At 67.8% G+C, this 17,174-nt stretch carries 16 protein-coding genes; 8 read left to right on the forward strand and 8 right to left on the reverse strand.

The annotated features are described in order from the left end of the window. Positions 1-27: 27 nt before the first annotated feature. The 5 genes from cutA to groL form a co-directional block, all read right to left on the reverse strand. A complete protein-coding gene (cutA, locus tag DIZ26_RS18235) occupies positions 28-348 on the reverse strand; it encodes a divalent-cation tolerance protein CutA (protein WP_112242880.1) in 321 nt (106 codons plus the stop codon). A 126-nt stretch (positions 349-474) separates the two neighbouring features. Then, positions 475-2,427, reverse strand: a complete 1,953-nt coding sequence (locus tag DIZ26_RS18240) for a S9 family peptidase (RefSeq protein ID WP_112242882.1) — start codon at positions 2,425-2,427, stop codon at positions 475-477. A 28-nt stretch (positions 2,428-2,455) separates the two neighbouring features. Continuing rightward, complete coding sequence (locus DIZ26_RS18245) at positions 2,456-2,896, reverse strand: hypothetical protein (protein WP_112242884.1); 441 nt, start codon at positions 2,894-2,896, stop codon at positions 2,456-2,458. Between the two features lie 128 nt (positions 2,897-3,024). Continuing rightward, positions 3,025-3,957 (reverse strand): GNAT family N-acetyltransferase, encoded by a 933-nt coding sequence (locus tag DIZ26_RS18250; protein ID WP_112242885.1) that lies wholly within the window; start codon positions 3,955-3,957, stop codon positions 3,025-3,027. Between the two features lie 317 nt (positions 3,958-4,274). Continuing rightward, positions 4,275-5,900 carry a chaperonin GroEL gene (groL, locus tag DIZ26_RS18255; protein WP_112242887.1) on the reverse strand — a complete coding sequence of 542 codons (1,626 nt, stop codon included), beginning with the start codon at positions 5,898-5,900 and terminating at the stop codon, positions 4,275-4,277. Between the two features lie 268 nt (positions 5,901-6,168). On the opposite strand from groL, the gene DIZ26_RS18260 reads away from it, so the two are divergent. From DIZ26_RS18260 to DIZ26_RS18275, 4 genes are all read left to right on the forward strand, one after another. Next, positions 6,169-6,732, forward strand: coding sequence for a GNAT family N-acetyltransferase (locus DIZ26_RS18260; protein WP_112242889.1), 564 nt, complete (start codon positions 6,169-6,171; stop codon positions 6,730-6,732). 122 nt (positions 6,733-6,854) lie between these two features. Next, positions 6,855-7,178, forward strand: a complete 324-nt coding sequence (locus DIZ26_RS18265; protein WP_112242891.1) for a PspC domain-containing protein — start codon at positions 6,855-6,857, stop codon at positions 7,176-7,178. Next, on the forward strand, positions 7,175-7,375 hold the full coding sequence (locus DIZ26_RS37915) for a hypothetical protein (protein WP_198676150.1): 201 nt from the start codon (positions 7,175-7,177) through the stop codon (positions 7,373-7,375). Before DIZ26_RS18265 ends, DIZ26_RS37915 begins: the two co-directional genes overlap by 4 nt. A gap of 72 nt (positions 7,376-7,447) precedes the next feature. Then, positions 7,448-8,719, forward strand: coding sequence for a M48 family metalloprotease (locus tag DIZ26_RS18275; protein ID WP_112243409.1), 1,272 nt, complete (start codon positions 7,448-7,450; stop codon positions 8,717-8,719). On the opposite strand, the gene DIZ26_RS18280 is transcribed toward DIZ26_RS18275, so the two are convergent. Then, the gene (locus tag DIZ26_RS18280) at positions 8,716-9,681 is read right to left on the reverse strand and encodes a glycerophosphodiester phosphodiesterase family protein (RefSeq protein WP_112242894.1); all 966 of its coding nucleotides are present in this window, start codon (positions 9,679-9,681) and stop codon (positions 8,716-8,718) included. The two genes, DIZ26_RS18275 and DIZ26_RS18280, sit on opposite strands and share 4 nt — an antisense overlap. Before the next feature lie 151 nt (positions 9,682-9,832). Here DIZ26_RS18280 and DIZ26_RS18285 point away from each other — a divergent pair, with 151 nt between their 5' ends. Together DIZ26_RS18285 and DIZ26_RS18290 are read left to right on the forward strand one after the other, a co-directional pair. Beyond that, a complete protein-coding gene (locus tag DIZ26_RS18285) occupies positions 9,833-11,554 on the forward strand; it encodes an ABC transporter ATP-binding protein (protein WP_112242896.1) in 1,722 nt (573 codons plus the stop codon). Next, positions 11,551-13,287, forward strand: a complete 1,737-nt coding sequence (locus tag DIZ26_RS18290) for an ABC transporter ATP-binding protein (protein ID WP_112242898.1) — start codon at positions 11,551-11,553, stop codon at positions 13,285-13,287. Before DIZ26_RS18285 ends, DIZ26_RS18290 begins: the two co-directional genes overlap by 4 nt. Before the next feature lie 46 nt (positions 13,288-13,333). Here DIZ26_RS18290 and DIZ26_RS18295 read toward each other — a convergent pair whose 3' ends face one another. Further along, positions 13,334-13,900, reverse strand: coding sequence for an rRNA adenine N(6)-methyltransferase family protein (locus DIZ26_RS18295; RefSeq protein ID WP_112242900.1), 567 nt, complete (start codon positions 13,898-13,900; stop codon positions 13,334-13,336). A gap of 178 nt (positions 13,901-14,078) precedes the next feature. Between DIZ26_RS18295 and map the strand changes: the two genes are divergently transcribed. Continuing rightward, a complete protein-coding gene (gene map, locus DIZ26_RS18300; protein WP_112242901.1) occupies positions 14,079-14,846 on the forward strand; it encodes a type I methionyl aminopeptidase in 768 nt (255 codons plus the stop codon). Between the two features lie 36 nt (positions 14,847-14,882). On the opposite strand, the gene DIZ26_RS18305 is transcribed toward map, so the two are convergent. Next, complete coding sequence (locus DIZ26_RS18305; protein ID WP_112242903.1) at positions 14,883-16,028, reverse strand: Rv2578c family radical SAM protein; 1,146 nt, start codon at positions 16,026-16,028, stop codon at positions 14,883-14,885. Positions 16,029-16,158: 130 nt separating this feature from the next. On the opposite strand from DIZ26_RS18305, the gene DIZ26_RS18310 reads away from it, so the two are divergent. Beyond that, on the forward strand, positions 16,159-17,124 hold the full coding sequence (locus DIZ26_RS18310) for a hypothetical protein (protein ID WP_112242905.1): 966 nt from the start codon (positions 16,159-16,161) through the stop codon (positions 17,122-17,124). Positions 17,125-17,174: the final 50 nt, after the last annotated feature.

Here is a 17,174-nt window from a genome sequence, read left to right on the forward strand (position 1 = left end):
CGCGGCTGTGCTCGAGCGGGCTCGCGGCTAATTCTTCGTCGTCCGATCGAGCCAGTCCAGATAGCCGGCTGAGCCTGCGGTGATCGGCGTAGCGCTCACTTCGGGATTGCCCCACGAGTGGTTCTGCAACAAATAGGCCTCGAGCTCGGCATAACAATGCTCGGTCGTCTTCAAGACCACCTGCCACTCCTCACCCTCGCCGTACTGGCCTTCATGCCAAAAGACCGAGACGACCGGCCCCACGACCTGGGCTCCTGCTGCAAGCCCGGCGCTGACCGCCGAACCCGCGAGCCGTACCGCTTCTTCACGGGTCGCCGTCGCTGTCGAGACCTGTAGGTAGCCAGACATGCCGCGAGTCTAGGTCGTCCCGCGCGATCCATCCGGGGCGATGCCGCTCTCCTTATCTTTCTTTCTTATCTTTCCGTTTTTGTTTTCTTGTTCCTTGAAGCCTTGTCCCTTGTTTGAACCACAGGCTCAGAGCAGGGGTGGCTTGATCCACTCCTGCTTGTCGAGGTGTTTGGCTAGCCAGGACCAGACTGTTTGGTGCCAGATTCGGGCGTTGCCGGGTTTCAGGATCCAGTGGGCTTCGTCGGGGAAGGAGAGGTAGGCCGACTCGACGCCGGACAGCTGGAGGTCCGTGAACATGTGCAGGGTCTGGTTGATCGGTACGCGTTGGTCGAGGGTGCCGTGGATGATCAGGGTGGGCGTGGTGATCCGGTCGAGGAAGCGGCGGGGTGAGCGTTCGGCGTACCGGTCCGGGAAGTCCTCCTGCGGGCCCCATTCCGCGCGGAAGTAGCCGGGCATGTCGCTGGTGGCCCAGAAGTTCTCCGTGTTCCACTTGCCCGCCATGGTGATCAGGCACTTGAAGCGGTCGGTCTGGCCGGCGATCCAGTTCACCATGTAGCCGCCGAAAGACGCGCCCATCGCGGCGGTGCGATCAGCGTCGATGTCGGGCCGCGCGACGATGGCGTCGGTGATCTCCATCAGGTCCTCGTAGACCAAGGCGGCCCAGCGATCCCAGGCCCGCTTGAGCATCTGCGCGCCGTACCCGAGTGAGAGGGCAGGATCAGGCATCAGTACGGCGTACCCCTTGGTCGCCATCAACCAGGGGTTCCATCGCCAGCTCCAGCCGGCCCAGGAACTCAGCGGGCCGCCGTGGATCCAGAGCAGCAGTGGAGCCGGTTCGGCCGGGGACGCGTTGCGCGGCAGGATCAGCCAGGCTTCGATAGTGGTCCCGTCGGCCGCGGTGGTCTCGACTCGCTCAAGGGTGCCCGGCAGCTCTGCCTCAGGCGCAGGAAGCAACCGAGTGACAGCACCGGAAGCCAGGTCGATCCGGACCGGATGCGGCGGCGCATCGGTCGCGGCCCGGATGGCGAACAGCGATGCGTTGTCCGGCGAGACCTGTACTGCGCTGAACGTGCCCTCGGTGGTCACCCGGCTGACCTCGCCGGTGGCGATGTCGGCCCGGAACAGCGAGCGGTGACCGTGATCGAAGGCGATGAAGAACACGCTTCGATCGTCGGCACTGAAGGCGGGCGCCTCCGGCCAGCCGTCGGGATCGGTGACCAGGTCGCGGGTCTCGCCGGTCTCCAACTCGGCCACCAGCAGCGAGACCACCGACGGCTTGTCGTGCGTCTGGTCGACCCAGCGGGTGAAGGCGACGAAGCGGCCGTCGTGGGAGACGGCCGGTTCGTAGAAGCCGGCGTTCTCGGCGTCGGCGAGCGTACGCCGCTCGCCCGTCTCGGTGTCGATGGCGACCAGCACCGGCCGTGGCCAGCCGACCCGGTCGACCTGCCACTTCGCGATCACGCTCTTGCCGTCCGGTGTCACGGTGAACTCGGCATCGTCGAGTGCTCTTCCGGGAGCCGGCGTCAGATCCTTCTCGCCGCCTTCGCCGACGACCTGCAGGCGGGTCTCGTCCGGGCCGAGTTCGCTGTCCCAGAACCGAACCGGCGAGGTGGTGTGCAGGATCGCGCTGACCCCGGCGTCCTTGCGGGCCTTGCGAAGTTCCTTGTCCTCAGCGGCATCCTTGGCGCCGGGCATAACGCTCGTGGTGACCACGGCGGTCCCCGCGTCGGCTGCCACTCGGATCGCCGAGATGCCACCCGGCGTACTGGCCACCTTCGTCGCTTCACCGCTGACCGGGAGCCGCCACAGGGCAGGGCCGTCGTCGCTCGAGCGACTGGAGACGAACAGGAGTGAGCCGTCCGGCTCGAACACCGGCTGGCTCTCACCCTCCGCCGAATGCGTCAAGCGGCGCGGCTCGGCGCTGCCGTTGGGGTCGAGCTCCCAGATGGCACTGACCAGCTTGTTCGCGTCTTTGTCGTACTCCGCGATCGCCGCCACCAGGCGGCTTCCGTCGGGTGAGAGGGCGAGGCTGTTGACGCGCGGTACAGCCAGAAAGTCGTCGAACGTCGAGTAGTCCACAGCCGACGGTAACTCGCGGCAAGTTCAGCTACTGGCTCGTCCAGGCAGCCGCCGGGCGAAAACAGAGCCACTCGACCAGGATCGAGCCGACCACGAGCGGAACGGCCCAGCTCCACGGGTGGTCCGGCACGTTGATCACCAGGAACGCTGTCCACAAGGCGATCCAGCCGCCGCCGTACCCGCGCAGCACACCTCGGTACCAGAGGCCGCCCGCTTCCTCGGCCGCCCGCTGACCGAAGTACACGAAGAGGTACGTCGCGACGGCGATCGGCCAGAACACCCAGAGCTTGGCCCAGTCGTAGGGCACCATCACCAGCGCCGACAGGCAGACCAGCGCGACGGCCCAGTGGTAGCTCTCGCCGGCCCAGTTGAGCCGGCGAAGACGGAGGGTGAAGACGATGGCCAGTGGTCCGAACAGGAGCGCGACGACTCCGGCGACCACGTGCAGGATCAGCGCGATATCACGCATCGCAGCGGCTCCCCTGACTCCGGTAATCACCGGAGGTGACTGACATGTCAGGGAGCATAGGGGTCACATCGGCTGCCGTCTGCCCCTGGCGAGAAGTTCTTTCCGGCCAGGAGCAGACGGCCGCCAGGTCAGGCGATCGGGTACGACAACACCATCCGTACGGCGTGGTTGCGGTAGCCGGTCCGCTCGAAGCTCGCCGCCATCGGCTTGTTGGTCAGGTCGGTGTCGGCCCTGATCCGGTCGGCTCCGGTCTCCACCAGCAGGTGGGTGATCTCGGCCAGCAGGTCATCGCTGTAGCGGTGACCGCGGTGCTCGGGCAGGACGCCGAGATACCCGACGACCGGACCGCCGTTGTTCGCCGACGGCAACCCGAAGCCCACCAGCGCGCCGGCCTCGTCGTACGCGAGGCGCCACCAGGAACGCTCCCCCGGCATCTCCTGGTAGATCTCCAGGTCCTGCCGGGCTGCCCCGTCGACGCCGACCTTCGCGACTTCGCGCGCGGTCGCCGCATCGAGGCTGCCCTCGATCACCTGGCGGAAGGCGGCCAGGAACGCCTCGTCGTCGCCCGGCTCGAACCGTAGCCGGGTCGACCGCGCCGGCAGTCCGTACTCCGGCAGCCATTCGTACCGCAGTCGCTCGGTGCGCTCGGAAAGCCCGGCCCGCGCGGCCGCCTCGGCCCGGGGCTCGAACGCCTCCACCACGTCGGCCTGGTCGCGCCAGCCATTGGGAAGGAAGAGGTGGTACTCCGGTCCGTCCCCGCCGGAGGGGACACTGGCCGCTCCGGCCCGGATCAGCTCGGTCCAGACAGCGACACGGTCGACACCCGGTACGGCGTACAGGCCGTCGATGCTGTACGGATGCTCGGCCTGCGGCATGCCCCACCAGATGGCGAGGGCAACGATCTCGCCGTCCTGCTCGGCGACCCAGGACCACTCGTGCCGGTAGTAGCCGGACACGATGTACTCGTTGAATCGCTCGGGGGTGACGGTGTTGATCGACTGCTCGGTGATCGCGGTACGAATGAAGTCGAGGTCGGCCTCGACGGTGGTGCGGATCTTCACGAATCCTCCAGAAGGAGGCGCGGCGGCCGCGCTCAGTGCGAGCTGAACGAGCGGGGCAGGCGCGCCGGAATGCAGACAGTGGTCTTCATCGGTCGCTCCTTCCGCTCGAGATCGTCTCGCTGTCGCAGACCTTAGAGCCCTGCCGCGGTCGAGGTCCAGCGATTAATCGTCAGGACTGCGCGGGAAGCTCCGCCCAGCTCCGCCCAGCTCCGGCCGGCTCCGGCCGGCTCCGGCCGGGCGACGCAAAGGCGGCCCCGGCCGGAGCCGGGACCGCCTTCTTCTTGCTGTACTGCGTTGTCGTGCGGGACTTCAGGAAATCAGAAGTCCATGCCGCCCATGTCGGGCGCGCCACCCGGAGCGGCCGAGGCCTTCTCCGGCTTGTCGGCGATGACGGCCTCGGTGGTCAGGAACAGCGCCGCGATCGAGGCTGCGTTCTGCAGCGCCGAGCGGGTGACCTTGGCCGGGTCGATGATGCCGGTCTTGATCAGGTCCACGTACTCACCGGTCGCGGCGTTCAGACCGTGACCCGGCTCGAGGTTGCGAACCTTCTCCACCACGACGCCACCCTCGAGGCCGGCGTTCACGGCGATCTGCTTCAACGGCGCCTCGACCGCGGACCGCACGATGGCGGCACCGGTGGCCTCGTCACCCTCGAGCTCCAGCTTCTCGAACGCGATCACCGACGCCTGCAGCAGCGCGACGCCACCACCCGCGACGATGCCCTCCTCGACGGCCGCCTTCGCGTTGCGAACGGCGTCCTCGATGCGGTGCTTGCGCTCCTTCAGCTCGACCTCGGTAGCCGCGCCGACCTTGATCACCGCAACGCCACCGGCCAGCTTGGCCAGCCGCTCCTGCAGCTTCTCGCGGTCGTAGTCGGAGTCCGACTTCTCGATCTCGGCGCGGATCTGGTTGACCCGGCCGGAGATCTGGTCGGCGTCGCCGGTGCCCTCGACGATGGTCGTCTCGTCCTTGGTGACGACGATCTTGCGGGCCTGGCCGAGCAGCTCCAGGTCGACGGAGTCGAGCTTGAGGCCGACCTCCTCGGAGATCACCTCGCCGCCGGTCAGGACGGCGATGTCGACGAGCATCGCCTTGCGGCGGTCACCGAAGCCCGGCGCCTTGACGGCGACGGTCTTGAAGGTGCCCTTGATCTTGTTCACGACCAGGGTCGCCAGGGCCTCGCCCTCGATGTCCTCGGCGATGATGGCCAGCGGCTTGCCGGTCTGCATCACCTTCTCCAGCACCGGGACCAGGTCCTTGATGCTGGAGATCTTGCTGTTCACGATCAGGATGTACGGGTCGTCGAGGACCGCTTCCATCCGCTCGGTGTCCGTCACGAAGTACGGCGAGATGTAACCCTTGTCGAAGCGCATGCCCTCGGTGAGCTCGAGCTCCAGACCGAAGGTGTTGCTCTCCTCGACGGTGATGACACCTTCCTTGCCGACCTTGTCCATCGCCTCGGCGATGATCTGGCCGACCTGGGTGTCCGCGGCGGAGATCGAGGCGGTGGCCGCGATCTGCTCCCGCGTCTCGACCGGCTTCGCCAGCGCGAGCAGCTGCTCGCTGACGGCCTCGACAGCCTTCTCGATGCCCTTCTTCAGGCCCATCGGGTTGGCGCCGGCGGCGACGTTGCGCAGACCCTCGCGCACGAGCGCCTGAGCCAGCACGGTCGCGGTGGTGGTGCCGTCACCAGCGACGTCGTCGGTCTTCTTGGCAACTTCCTTGACGAGCTCGGCCCCGATCTTCTCGTACGGGTCCTCGAGCTCGATCTCCTTGGCGATGGAGACACCGTCGTTGGTGATCGTGGGGGCGCCCCACTTCTTCTCCAGGACGACGTTGCGGCCCTTGGGGCCAAGCGTCACCTTGACGGCGTCGGCGAGGGTGTTCATACCCCGCTCGAGGCCGCGGCGCGCCTCTTCATTGAAAGAAATCAGCTTGGGCATTCTCCGCGAGTCCTCCCGCGTCGAGTTTTTTGTTCAGCCGGCCGGATGCCCGCGACGGACGGCACCGTCGTCGTGGCGGTCACGTCCCGCCACGTCTCCGATACCTCATCGAGGCCGTCTATGGTCACACCTGCTGGGCACGAGAGTTATCACTCTCACCCAGCGAGTGCTAACCAAGTATTAGCACTCGCCCCAACCGAGTGCAAGCCAGCCCCCTCCAGCACCAGCTTCCGGCGACCATCGGCGGAGCGGCGGTTACCTTGGTTCGATGAGTCTCAAGGTGCGTCCCGCGACGGCCGATCGGTGGGACGATCTGGTCCAGGTGATGGGCGAGCGCGGTGACCCGTCGCGCTGCTTCTGCCAGTACTTCCGGCTCCGCGGCAAGCAATGGTCCGATGCCAGTCCCGCGACCCACCGCGACGCCTTGCACGCTCAGCTCCACTCGGACCGGCCTCCCGGCGTACTGGCCAGCGACGAGTCCGGTACGCCGGTCGGCTGGTGCGCCGTCGCACCCCGCGCCGAGTACCCCCGAGTGATCGCGTCACCCAACTGGCGAGGTGCCGACCCCGAGGCCTGGGTGGTCACCTGCTTCGTAGTACCGGTAGCTCATCGCCGCCAGGGAGTCGCCGGCGAGCTGCTGACCGCCGCGATCGACCTCGCCCGCACCCACGGCGCCACCACCCTCCAGGCCTGCGCCGTCGACGTCGGCCAGACGGGCAAGATCTCCTCCGCCAGCCTCTACCGCGGCCCGCTCTCCATCTACCTGGCCGCCGGCTTCGAGGAAGTCAGCCGCACCTCCCCGTCCTGGGTCCTGGTCAGCCGAGACCTCTGATCCGGCCGATCATGACGAAAGTCGTCAGGGGTGGGGTGAAGGTGTGGGCAGGGGTCGGGTCAGGGGTGGGTCGGGTCGGATCCTGATGTGGCGAGGGGGTCCGCGGCGGCACAGTTGGTGACATGACGAACTCCACTGCACCGTTCTCGAATCTGTCCGGCAAGGTCCTTCGCCGCTCGCGCAACCAGCGGATGCTCTCCGGTGTCTCCGGCGGCATCGCGGAGTACCTCAACATCGACGCGACGCTGGTCCGGCTGGGCATCGTCGGACTCACCCTGATCACCGGCGGTACCGCGCTGCTCGGCTACGTGATCGCCTGGATCGTGATCCCGGAGGCCGACGGCAAGGCGGTCTGGCAGGACGTTCAGCAGAACTTCCAGCAGCAGCCGACCCAGGAGGCCGACATCGCCGCCCGCATCTACGACGACAAGCCGCCGGCCGCGTGAGCCCGGCGGTCCGGGCCGACCTGGCCCGGCGCCGGCGCCAGTACCGCGCACGCTTGCTCAAGCTGCGCCGGCAACAGCTGGCCGAACTGCACAACCAGCCCGGTCGACCGGGCGCACCAGCCGGGCTCCCCGCCCAGCCGCGCCAGGTCGACCGGCCCGCAGCCCAACCAGCAGCGGGAACCCTGGAAGCACGGTGACGGTTCCTCGGTAGGCCCCGACAAACCGTCACCGTGCTGCCGCAGTACAAGAACTACTGCCACACTTCCCCGGTGCAGACCGAAGCCGGGGTGACGCACTGCCCACAGTGCTCCCAGCAAGTCCCCGTGAACCCGCGATACGTCACCTGGTGCGACAAGTGCGACTGGAACGTCGACTCGACCGGGACTGATCGCCCGGAGCCCGCCTGGCGCCAGCGCCTGGAGCACCGGCTCGCCGACACTCTGTACCGCGAACTGGAACACGGCCACCTGCACCGCCCAGGCTGGGATGCCGCCCGCGTCGCCGCCTGGCTGCTGTCCGGCTTGATCCTCTTGCTTCCGCTGACCGGGCTGCTGGCCGGAACTGCCCTACTGATCTTCTACCGGCCGCTGTGGATGAGCATCCTGCTGGCCGCGATCCCCCTCGGCCTGGCATTCCTGCTGCGGCCGCGAGCGCATCGCCTCGAGCCCGATGCGCACATCGTCCAGCGGGACAGTGCGCCGACCCTCTTCGCTCTGCTGGATGAACTCGCTCGGACCATCGGCACCAAGCCGGTCACCGCGGTGGTCGTCGAGGCCGATCCCAACGTTTACTTCGCACGCGTCGGCTGGCGCTTCCGGCCGGTGATCGGTCTCGGGCTGCCACTCTGGGCCGGACTCCGGCCGCAGGAGCGGGTCGCGATCTTGGCGCACGAGCTCGGCCACGGCAAGAACGGCGACGCCCGGCACGGCTGGGTCGTCGGTTCCGCCGAATCCGTGCTCGACGAACTGCGGAACACCTTCAGCGAGCAGCCGCTGGACCAGTACCGGCGGGCACTGGCCCACGACCTGTGGATGGATCCGACCCCCGCGAGCCTGGCAACCAGGATCATCAACGCCACCGTGGGCGGTGTCGTGCGGAGTTGCTCCTGGCTGCTGGGCAAGTTGAACCTGCGGAGCAGCCAGCGAGCCGAGTACCTCGCCGACCGCAAGTCAGCCGAGGTCGCCGGCTCGGACGCGACCGCCTGGGCACTCGAGCGGACGCTGCTCGCCGACGCTTCCTACCGCGCGCTCGAGCGGTCTCTGCGCTTCGACCAGGGCATCGAACCTCTGGAGGCCGTACGTCGTGCTGTCGCCGACGTACCCGCGCGTGAGATCGAGCGCTGTAACCGGGTCAGCCGGCTCCGAGACACCCGGATCGACTCCACTCACCCACCGACGTACCTGCGGACCAGGCTGATCCGGACAAGGTCCGCACAGCACGCGCTCGTAGTACTCACCGATGACCGGAGCCGCGCCATCGACCGCGAGCTGGCGCCGACGGCTGACGCAGTACTGAAGGAATTGCGGGCTGAGCTGCGCTAGACCTTGACTGCTGTTCTTGCGGCTGCTGCTACTGCGATGTCGGGGTGGTCGGCGAAGACGCCGTCTATGCCGGTGGCCGCGAAGCGGGCCAGTTCGGCGGCCATGTCGAGGCCGGTGGGGGTGAAGCGGCGTTCGGCGCGGAAGGTCCAGAGCTGCACAGCCAGTCCTGCGCGGTGCGCATGATCCACCAGCTTTGTCGGCTCCCCCAAGGCGCCACTGGCCGTGCGTGGGATCACCAGGTCTTTGTGCGGCGCCAGTACCTGCGCGTACGTCGAGATCTCGCGCAGCCCGGACGGTGCGATCAGGTCCAGGAAGGTCCTGCCGTCACCGGTTCGCAGGAAGTCGTTCGGTGCGTTCTCGGAGTCGACCAGTTGCACCAGCGGCACGCTCGTCATCACCGACAGCCGCCGCAGGCTCGTCGGCTCGAACGACTGGACCATCGCCTCGCCCTTGTGCAGCCCCAGCGCTGCCAGCCGCTCCGCGAGGAGCTCCTCCAGTGGCAACCCCAGATGCCGGAAGTACGCCGGGTGCTTGATCTCCGGGATCACCCCGATCGGGCGGCCGAGCCTGGCGGACTCCTGCCGCGCCAGCGCGACCACCTCGTCGAAGGTGGGGATCAGCTCCCGGCCGTCGTACGCCGTGTTGGCCGCCCGCAGCGCCGGCATCCGTTCCCTGGCCCGGAGCGTGCGGAGTTCCTCGTAGGTGAAGTCCTCGACGAACCAGCCGGTCATGGCCGTCCCGTCGACGATCTTGGTGATCCGCCGGTCCGCGAACACCGCCTGGTCGGCGACGTCCGTCGTACCGGAGATCTCGTTCTCGTGCCGGGCCACCAGGACGCCGTCGAGCGTGGCGACCAGGTCGGGCTCCAGGTAGTCGGCCCCCAGCGCGGCCGCCAGGCGGTACGCCGAGGGGGTGTGTTCCGGTCGGTAGCCACTCGCTCCACGATGCGCGATCACCAGCATGGATCCAGCACAGGCGGTGCAGATGGCGGGCCGGGAACTCGTTGCCCAACGCAAGATGAAGCTCCGCCACCAACAGATCGATAGCGCAGGGCTCGGGGCAGCTTTTAATCACATGCGTTCTGTCGGTGCGGCCACCTAGCCTGAGAGGGCTATGAAACAGCTTCCTGTCGCCGATCCCGGTACGCCCGATCACCGTTCGCCTGCCCGCTATCTGTGGTGGGTGGCGCGCGGTCAGAAGACCACGCTCCTGGGCGGGATGGCGTTCGGAATCCTGTGGATGGGGTCGCAGGCCTTCATCCCAGCGATCCTCGGCAAGGCCATCGACCAGGGCGTCGCTGATCGCAACGGCGACCGGCTGGTGCTGTGGACGGTCGCGCTGACCGCGGTCGGGGTCGTGCAGGCGCTGGCCGGCATCATGCGGCACCGGTTCGCCGTGGCGAACTGGCTCTCCGCGGCGTACCGGACGGTTCAGGTGGTGACCCGGAAGTCGGCCGACCTCGGCGCGACCCTGCCGAAGAACCTGGCCACCGGTGAGGTGGTCAGCATCGGCGCCGGTGACCTGTCCTACATCGGCAATCTGATGGAGGTCTGCGCCCGGTTCGCGGGCTCGATCGTCTCCTTCGCCGTGGTCGCGGTGATCCTGCTGCAGTCGTCGACCGTGCTCGGCCTGGTGGTGCTGATCGGGGTCCCGGTGATGCTGTTCGCGCTCGGGCCGATGCTGCGGCCGTTGCACCGCAAGCAGTTCGCCCAGCGCCAGGCGGTCGGCGAGCTGAACTCGCTCGGCTCCGACATCGTCTCCGGTCTGCGCGTACTGCGTGGCATCGGCGGCGAGGACTCCTTCTCCCGGCGGTACCGCGACGAGTCGCAAGGGGTCCGCCGCGCCGGTGTGCAGGTGGCCCGGATCCAGTCGGCTCTGGACGCCACTCAGGTACTCTTGCCGGGCATCTTCGTGGTGGCCGTCGTCGGTCTGGGCGCCCACTTCGCGTTGAAGGGCGAGCTGAGCGCGGGCACTCTGCTCGCGTTCTACGGCTATGCCATGTTCCTGGTGCTGCCCCTGCGGACGGCGACCGAGTTCGCCAACCAGCTGATGCGCGGCCTGGTCGCGGCCGGCCGGGTGAACAGGGTGATGATGCTGACCCCGGACGTGGTGGATCCGGCCGAGCCGGTCACGCTGCCGGACCGCGGCGACCTGGTCGACCCGGTCTCCGGCATCCGCGCCCGCAACGGCGTGCTCACCGCGATCGTGTCCGCCGAGGCCGACCTTGCCGCTGTGCTGGCCGACCGCCTCGGCCGGTACGACGAGACCAGCGAGGTCCGGTACGGCGGGGTCACGCTGGCCAGTGCGACCCGGGCAGACGTGCGCAGGCGGATCCTGGTGAGCGACACGGGCACTCAGTTGTTCACCGGCACCTTGCGCGACGAACTCGACCCGGCACACCGGCGTACGGATGAGGAGTTGCTGGCTGCGATCCGGACCGCGTCGGCCGAGGACGTCTTGGTCGCCTTGCCCGACGGGCTCGACTCCGATGTCGAGGAGAAGGGCCGCTCGTTCTCGGGTGGGCAGCGGCAGCGGCTGATCCTGGTCCGCGCGCTGCTTGCGGACCCGTCGGTGCTGGTGCTGGTCGAGCCCACCTCCGCGGTGGACGCGCACACGGAGATGCGGATCGCCGAGCGGCTGGCGGAGCACCGGGCCGGCCGAAGCACCGTAGTACTGACTTCCAGCCCGTTGCTACTGGATCGCGTCGACGAGGTGATCTTCGTCGCCGACGGTCGAGTGGTTGCTGTCGGCAAGCACCGGGACCTGCTCGAGGAGCAACCGCAGTACCGCAGCACCGTGACCAGGCAGACCGAGGACGAGGAGGTGCCGGCGTGAGACAGATCCTGCCTGTCGCGAGTTCGGCGGACGTCCGCCGGTATGCGCGCAGTCTGGCCCGGCGGCACCCGCGTGCTCTGCTGATCGCGCTCGGCCTGCACGCGTTGGCCGCGGTGTCCGGTCTGGTCGCTCCGCGGTTGATCGGTGGACTGGTCGAGGACGTGCAGCACGGCACGACCGCGGGCAAGGTCAACCAGGTGATCCTGGTGATCGCCGTGTTTGTCGTGGTGCAGTCGCTGCTCACCCGGTGGGCTCGGTTCCGCTCCTTCGCGCTCGGTGAAGAGGTGCTCGCCGAGCTTCGCGAGGACTTCGTCGACAACGCGCTGGCGCTGCCGATCGGCACGGTCGAGAGCGCGGGTACGGGTGACCTGCTGACTCGGACGTCGCGCGACGTCGACGCCCTGTCCAAGACCGTACGGCTGGCCATCCCGGAGACGATCGTCGCTTTCGTGACGGTGTTGTTCACGGTCGGTGCCGCGCTGCTCGTTGGCGTGTGGGTGCTTGTGCCGCTGCTCGCTCTCGTCCCGGTGCTCGCGTTGAGCACCAGGTGGTATCTGCGCCGTGCGAAAGACGGGTACCTGCGCGAGAACGCGGCGTACGCGCAGATGACGAGCTCGCTCGCCGAGACAGTCGAGGGTGCTCGCACGGTCGAAGCTCTCCAGCGGTACGAGCAGCGTGTGCGCCAGTCGGACAAGGACATCCGCGGCTCGTACGACGCCGAGCGGTACACCTTGTTCCTCCGGACCATCTACTTCCCCGTGGTCGAGATCGGCTACCTGGTTCCGGTCGTCGGGACCCTGCTGTTCGGCGGCTGGCTGCACCTCGGTGGGCACGTCTCGCTGGGTGCTGTCACGGCCGGGGTGCTCTACGTCAACCAGTTGATCGACCCGGTGGACCGGCTGATCTCCTGGATGGACGAGTTGCAGATCGGCGGCGCCTCGCTCGCCCGGCTGCTCGGCATCACCGACGTACCGGACGACCGGACACCGTCAGGCCGTACGCCGAACGGTGAGCTGGTCGAGGCGCGCGACGTCCGGTTCTCGTACGTCGACGGGCGGGACGTCTTGCACGGCGTGGATCTGGTGGTCCAGCCGGGCGAACGGATCGCCATGGTGGGCCCGTCGGGTGCCGGCAAGTCGACCCTCGGCCGGCTGGTCGCCGGGATCCATCCACCACGGGCCGGATCGGTGAACGTCGGCGGAGTCGGCATGACCGAGTTGCCGCTGGACGAGCTGCGCAAGCAGGTCGCACTGGTCACCCAGGAGCACCACGTCTTCGTCGGCACGCTGCGAGACAACCTCACGATGGCGCGCTCGGATGCTTCGGATGACGAGCTACTCGCAGCATTGGAAGCAGTGGACGCACGTGAGTGGACGCTCGCGCTGCCTTCCGGTCTGGACACGCGGGTTGGGTCGGGGCAGCACACTTTGACTCCCGCCCAGGCGCAGCAGTTGGCGTTGGCGCGACTGGTGCTGGCCGACCCGCACACGCTGGTGCTCGACGAGGCGACCTCGTTGATCGACCCGAGGGCCGCGCGGCACATGGAGCGTTCGCTGGCCGCAGTACTGGAAGGCCGCACCGTCATCGCGATCGCCCACCGCCTCTACACGGCCCACGACGCCGACCGCGTGGCCGTGGTCGAGGATGGCCGCATCACGGAACTGGGCAGCCACGACGAGCTGGTCGCCCAGAACGGTTCGTACGCGGCGCTCTGGCACTCCTGGCACGGCTGATCCGATAGTTGGGCCCCGCCTTCCTGTTTCAGGAAGGCGGGGCCTTTCATGTTTTGCGAGTTGTGCTGCGAATAGGACGACGGATGAGCAGGACGGCGGAATCGACGTGGGGCGGTGGGGTGAAAGCCTTGCGGGGAAGGCGAATCCCGATCGACAGATCGTAGTACTGCGACCAGCGGGCGGCTCCTGGTGCGGCTCCGGCGGTCCACCGGTTCACCACGGCGCGCTGCAGGACGAGGTCGGCCGAGACCAGGCGTGAACCCGGCGCGAGCAGCCTCTTCAGCAACGAGGTGGAGATCCCGTACGGCGGACTGGAGACGACCCGGAACGGTCTGCTGGGCAACCGGAGATCGGCAGCATCAGCACGAACCACCGTCACCGGTGCATCCGCGAACCGCCGGCGCAATCGGTCGGCACGGCCAGGGTGGAGCTCCACGGCGACCACCTGAGCCCCGGCCCGAACCAGCGGCGCTGTCAACGCACCGAGGCCGGCTCCGACATCGAGGACGAGCTCACCGGGACTGATCCCGGCCGAGTCCACGACCCGCTGGGCCCAACGACTATCGAGCGGATGCCATCCCCAGGCACCCCTCGCCTGCCCGGAGCCGGGCACGACGAACCATCACAAAGCAGTTCATAGCCATACCTGGACCCTAAGGCCCGAAATCCTCAGCACACAAAGGATTTTCCGCCCAGCTCCGGCTCGGCCGCCCGCCGGGAGAACCGAGGGCGCACCGTAAGCGTGATAGTAGTACCGGTATAACTATCACGTGAGGTTGAGGAAGAAGCAGATGGTCGATTTGAAGACGGCGGGCGAGATCGATCAGATGCGCGCCGCCGGCCAGGTCGTCGCCTCGGCGCTGACCGCAGTGAAGAAGGAAGCAGCGGTCGGCGTCTCGCTGCGCGAACTGGACGAGGTCGCCCGCGACGTACTCCGGTCCGCCGGAGCCGTGTCACTGTTCGACGGGTACCAGCCCGGCTTCGCGACCATCCCGTTCAGCGGCGTGATCTGCACTTCTGTCAACGACGCAGTACTGCACGGCCTCCCGAGCGACCTCCGCCTGGCCGACGGCGACCTGCTGAACGTCGACTGCGGCGCCTCGATCGACGGCTGGTGCGCCGACTCGGCCACCAGCTTCATCATCGGTACTCCGAACGCGGAGGACCTCGCATTGATCGCCACCACCGAGGAGGCGCTGGCAGCAGGGATCGCCGCCGCGGTTCCGGGCGCTCGACTGGGCGACATCGGCGCAGCGATCGGCGCCGTCGGCCACCGCGCCGGCGTCGGCACCAACCTGGACTTCGGCGGCCACGGCATCGGGCGGCGCATGCACGAAGACCCCCACGTACCGAACGGCGGCCAGCCGGGCCGCGGCCTGAAACTCCGCCCCGGTCACGTCATCGCCATCGAACCCTGGTTCTGGCACGGCCCCGGCTCCGTCTACGTCATCGACAAAGACGGCTGGACCCTCCGCTCCGCCGACCACACCCGAGGAGCCCACGCCGAACACACCGTCGCCATCACCGACGCCGGCCCCCAAATCCTCACCCAACGCTGACCCCACACACCTCCTACGCCGGCGGGGCGGGAGGTGCTAGAAAAGTGTGTCCTGGTTGATGTCTGGGGCGACTGCTGGGACGGGAGCAGTGCGTTTGCGAGGGCCTCGGAAGCGGGTGTGGGTGGGGTCTGGTTCTCCCCAGCCGGACTCTGAGCCATTTCCCGGGACGTCGACGATTCCGAGTTGCTTGCGTGGAGTTACCGGTGTGCTGTTGGCGCGCGACCGATGGCGGGACGAGGAGCCGAAGCCGTGTTTGTCGAGCAAGGGGCGCACTTTCTCTGTGAAAGCGCGGCGGTAGCTCGGCGACGCGTTGGTGCCGCGGGAGTACAGGTCTTCGTAGCGCTTCACCAGGTCCGGGCGCTCCTGAGCGAGCCAGCCCATGAACCATTCCTTCACGCCGGGTCGTAGGTGCAGGACGAGAGTGGTCACTCCGGTCGCGCCGGCGTCCGCAAGCTCGCCCAGCAAGGCGTCGAGCTGATCTGAGGAGTCGGTCATCCACGGGAGGACGGGCGCCACCATCACCCCGCAGGGCAGGCCGGCCTCGCGTACTGCGCGGATCAGGTCGAGGCGGCCGCGGACGGACGGCACGCCTGGTTCGAGGCGTTTGCGGAGGTCTTCGTCGCCGAGGGCCAACGAGATGCCGATTCCGACCGGCACGCGCTCGGCGGCCGCAGTGAGCAGGGCGAGGTCGCGCCTGAGGAGCGTGCCCTTGGTGAGGATCGACAACGGCGTACCGGAGTCTGCCAGTGCCTCGATGACGCCTGGCATCAGGCGGTAGCGGCCCTCGGCTCGTTGGTACGGGTCGGTGTTGGTGCCCAGGGCAACTTGCTCGCCGCGCCATGACGGTCTGGCGAGCTCTCGGCGCAGTACGTCGGCGACGTTGGTCTTCACCACGATCTGCTGGTCGAAGTCGAGGCCTTGGTCGAGCTCCAGGTAGCGATGGGTCGGCCTGGCGAAGCAGTAGCGGCAGGCGTGCGTGCAACCGCGGTACGGATTGACGGTCCAGTTGAAGGGGAGCCCGGTGCCAGGCACCGAGTTCAGCGCGGATCTCGCGACCACCTCGTGGAACGTCACCCCGCGGAACTCCGGCGTCGTCACGCTCCGCACCAGGCCCGCGATCGACCCCAACCCCGGCAGTGCTCCCGGGGTCTCCGCGTCGATCTGCTGCCCAGCCCATCGCATGACGACAGTCGAACATATGTTCGCCACGCTTTCAAGTCGGCCATCAGTGAGTCACCAAGGAGGACCTGTCACCTTCCGTCATCGACCGTCGTGACCTACAGTCACAATCATCAGGACCGGGGGGTTCGAGATGAAGGTCATCACGCGGGGCATCGTCCTCATCATGCTGCTAGCGCTGTGCCTGACCGCATGCGGCGGCAAGGGAACCGGCAGCGGAGGCGGAGGCACCGGCGCCGGCACAGGTGGAGGCACAGACACCGGCGGCTTCCCGCCACCGTCAACGACCTGGACGCCGCCGTCATCGCCGCCGTCATCGCCGCTGTCCGGGCCCAGCTCGGAACGGCCAGAACGCGCCACCTACCAGGTACCCGACAAGGACTGCCCAGGCAACTACGGTCACGGCCTCGACATCATGACCGAAACGCCGGCAGAGCTCGAGTACGTCGACAAGATCGTTGCCTGCGTCAACGATACGGGCACGGCCACCTATCTGCGGAACGAGAGCGACGCGGTCTGGGTGCTGCACAACAACGGGAGAACCACTGCAGGCGTCACCCATTGGTCGCCCACCCTGAACATCACGTCCTTCCGCAATGTCTTCACCACCAGGGCCCTGCTGCCACCGAAAGACGTGATCACCACCAGCATTCCCACCGCCGATCTCGAATGGACGATCGATCTTCCGCTCAGCCTCAGCTGGGAAGCGCATCAACTCGTCGCCGCCAAAGTCGCGTCACTCGGCCAAGCAGCCTTGATCGATGCGCTGAAAGGCAGGACCAGAGCCGGTGCGGCGATCGCCCAGTGCGCCTTCACGATGAACGAACTCGCCGAGAAGACGTCCGACCTGGCCGACAAGGACATGTCCGACCTGCTGGTCGACGGTCTCGGCGCCGGCGTCGCGGTGAACAAGTGCCGCGAGCGCGCCGCCGAAGTACGGATCTACGACAGTTCGAATCGCCCGATCGCCTTGTCGGAGGAGCTGGCCGAGCTCAAAGGTCAGACCAAGGTTCTCGAAGCGGCCGAGAGTCATCTGAGCACCGCCAAACTGGGCGCCCGCGTCCTGAACTGGATCCATTTCCTGCCGCGCGTCCCCTGACCGATACGGGCAAGACCCAGCCCCTGTGATGGCGTACCGTGTGGCAGCCG

The sequence above is a fragment of the Kribbella monticola genome (genome assembly GCF_003261635.1).
Taxonomy (GTDB): Bacteria; Actinomycetota; Actinomycetes; order Propionibacteriales; family Kribbellaceae; genus Kribbella; species Kribbella monticola.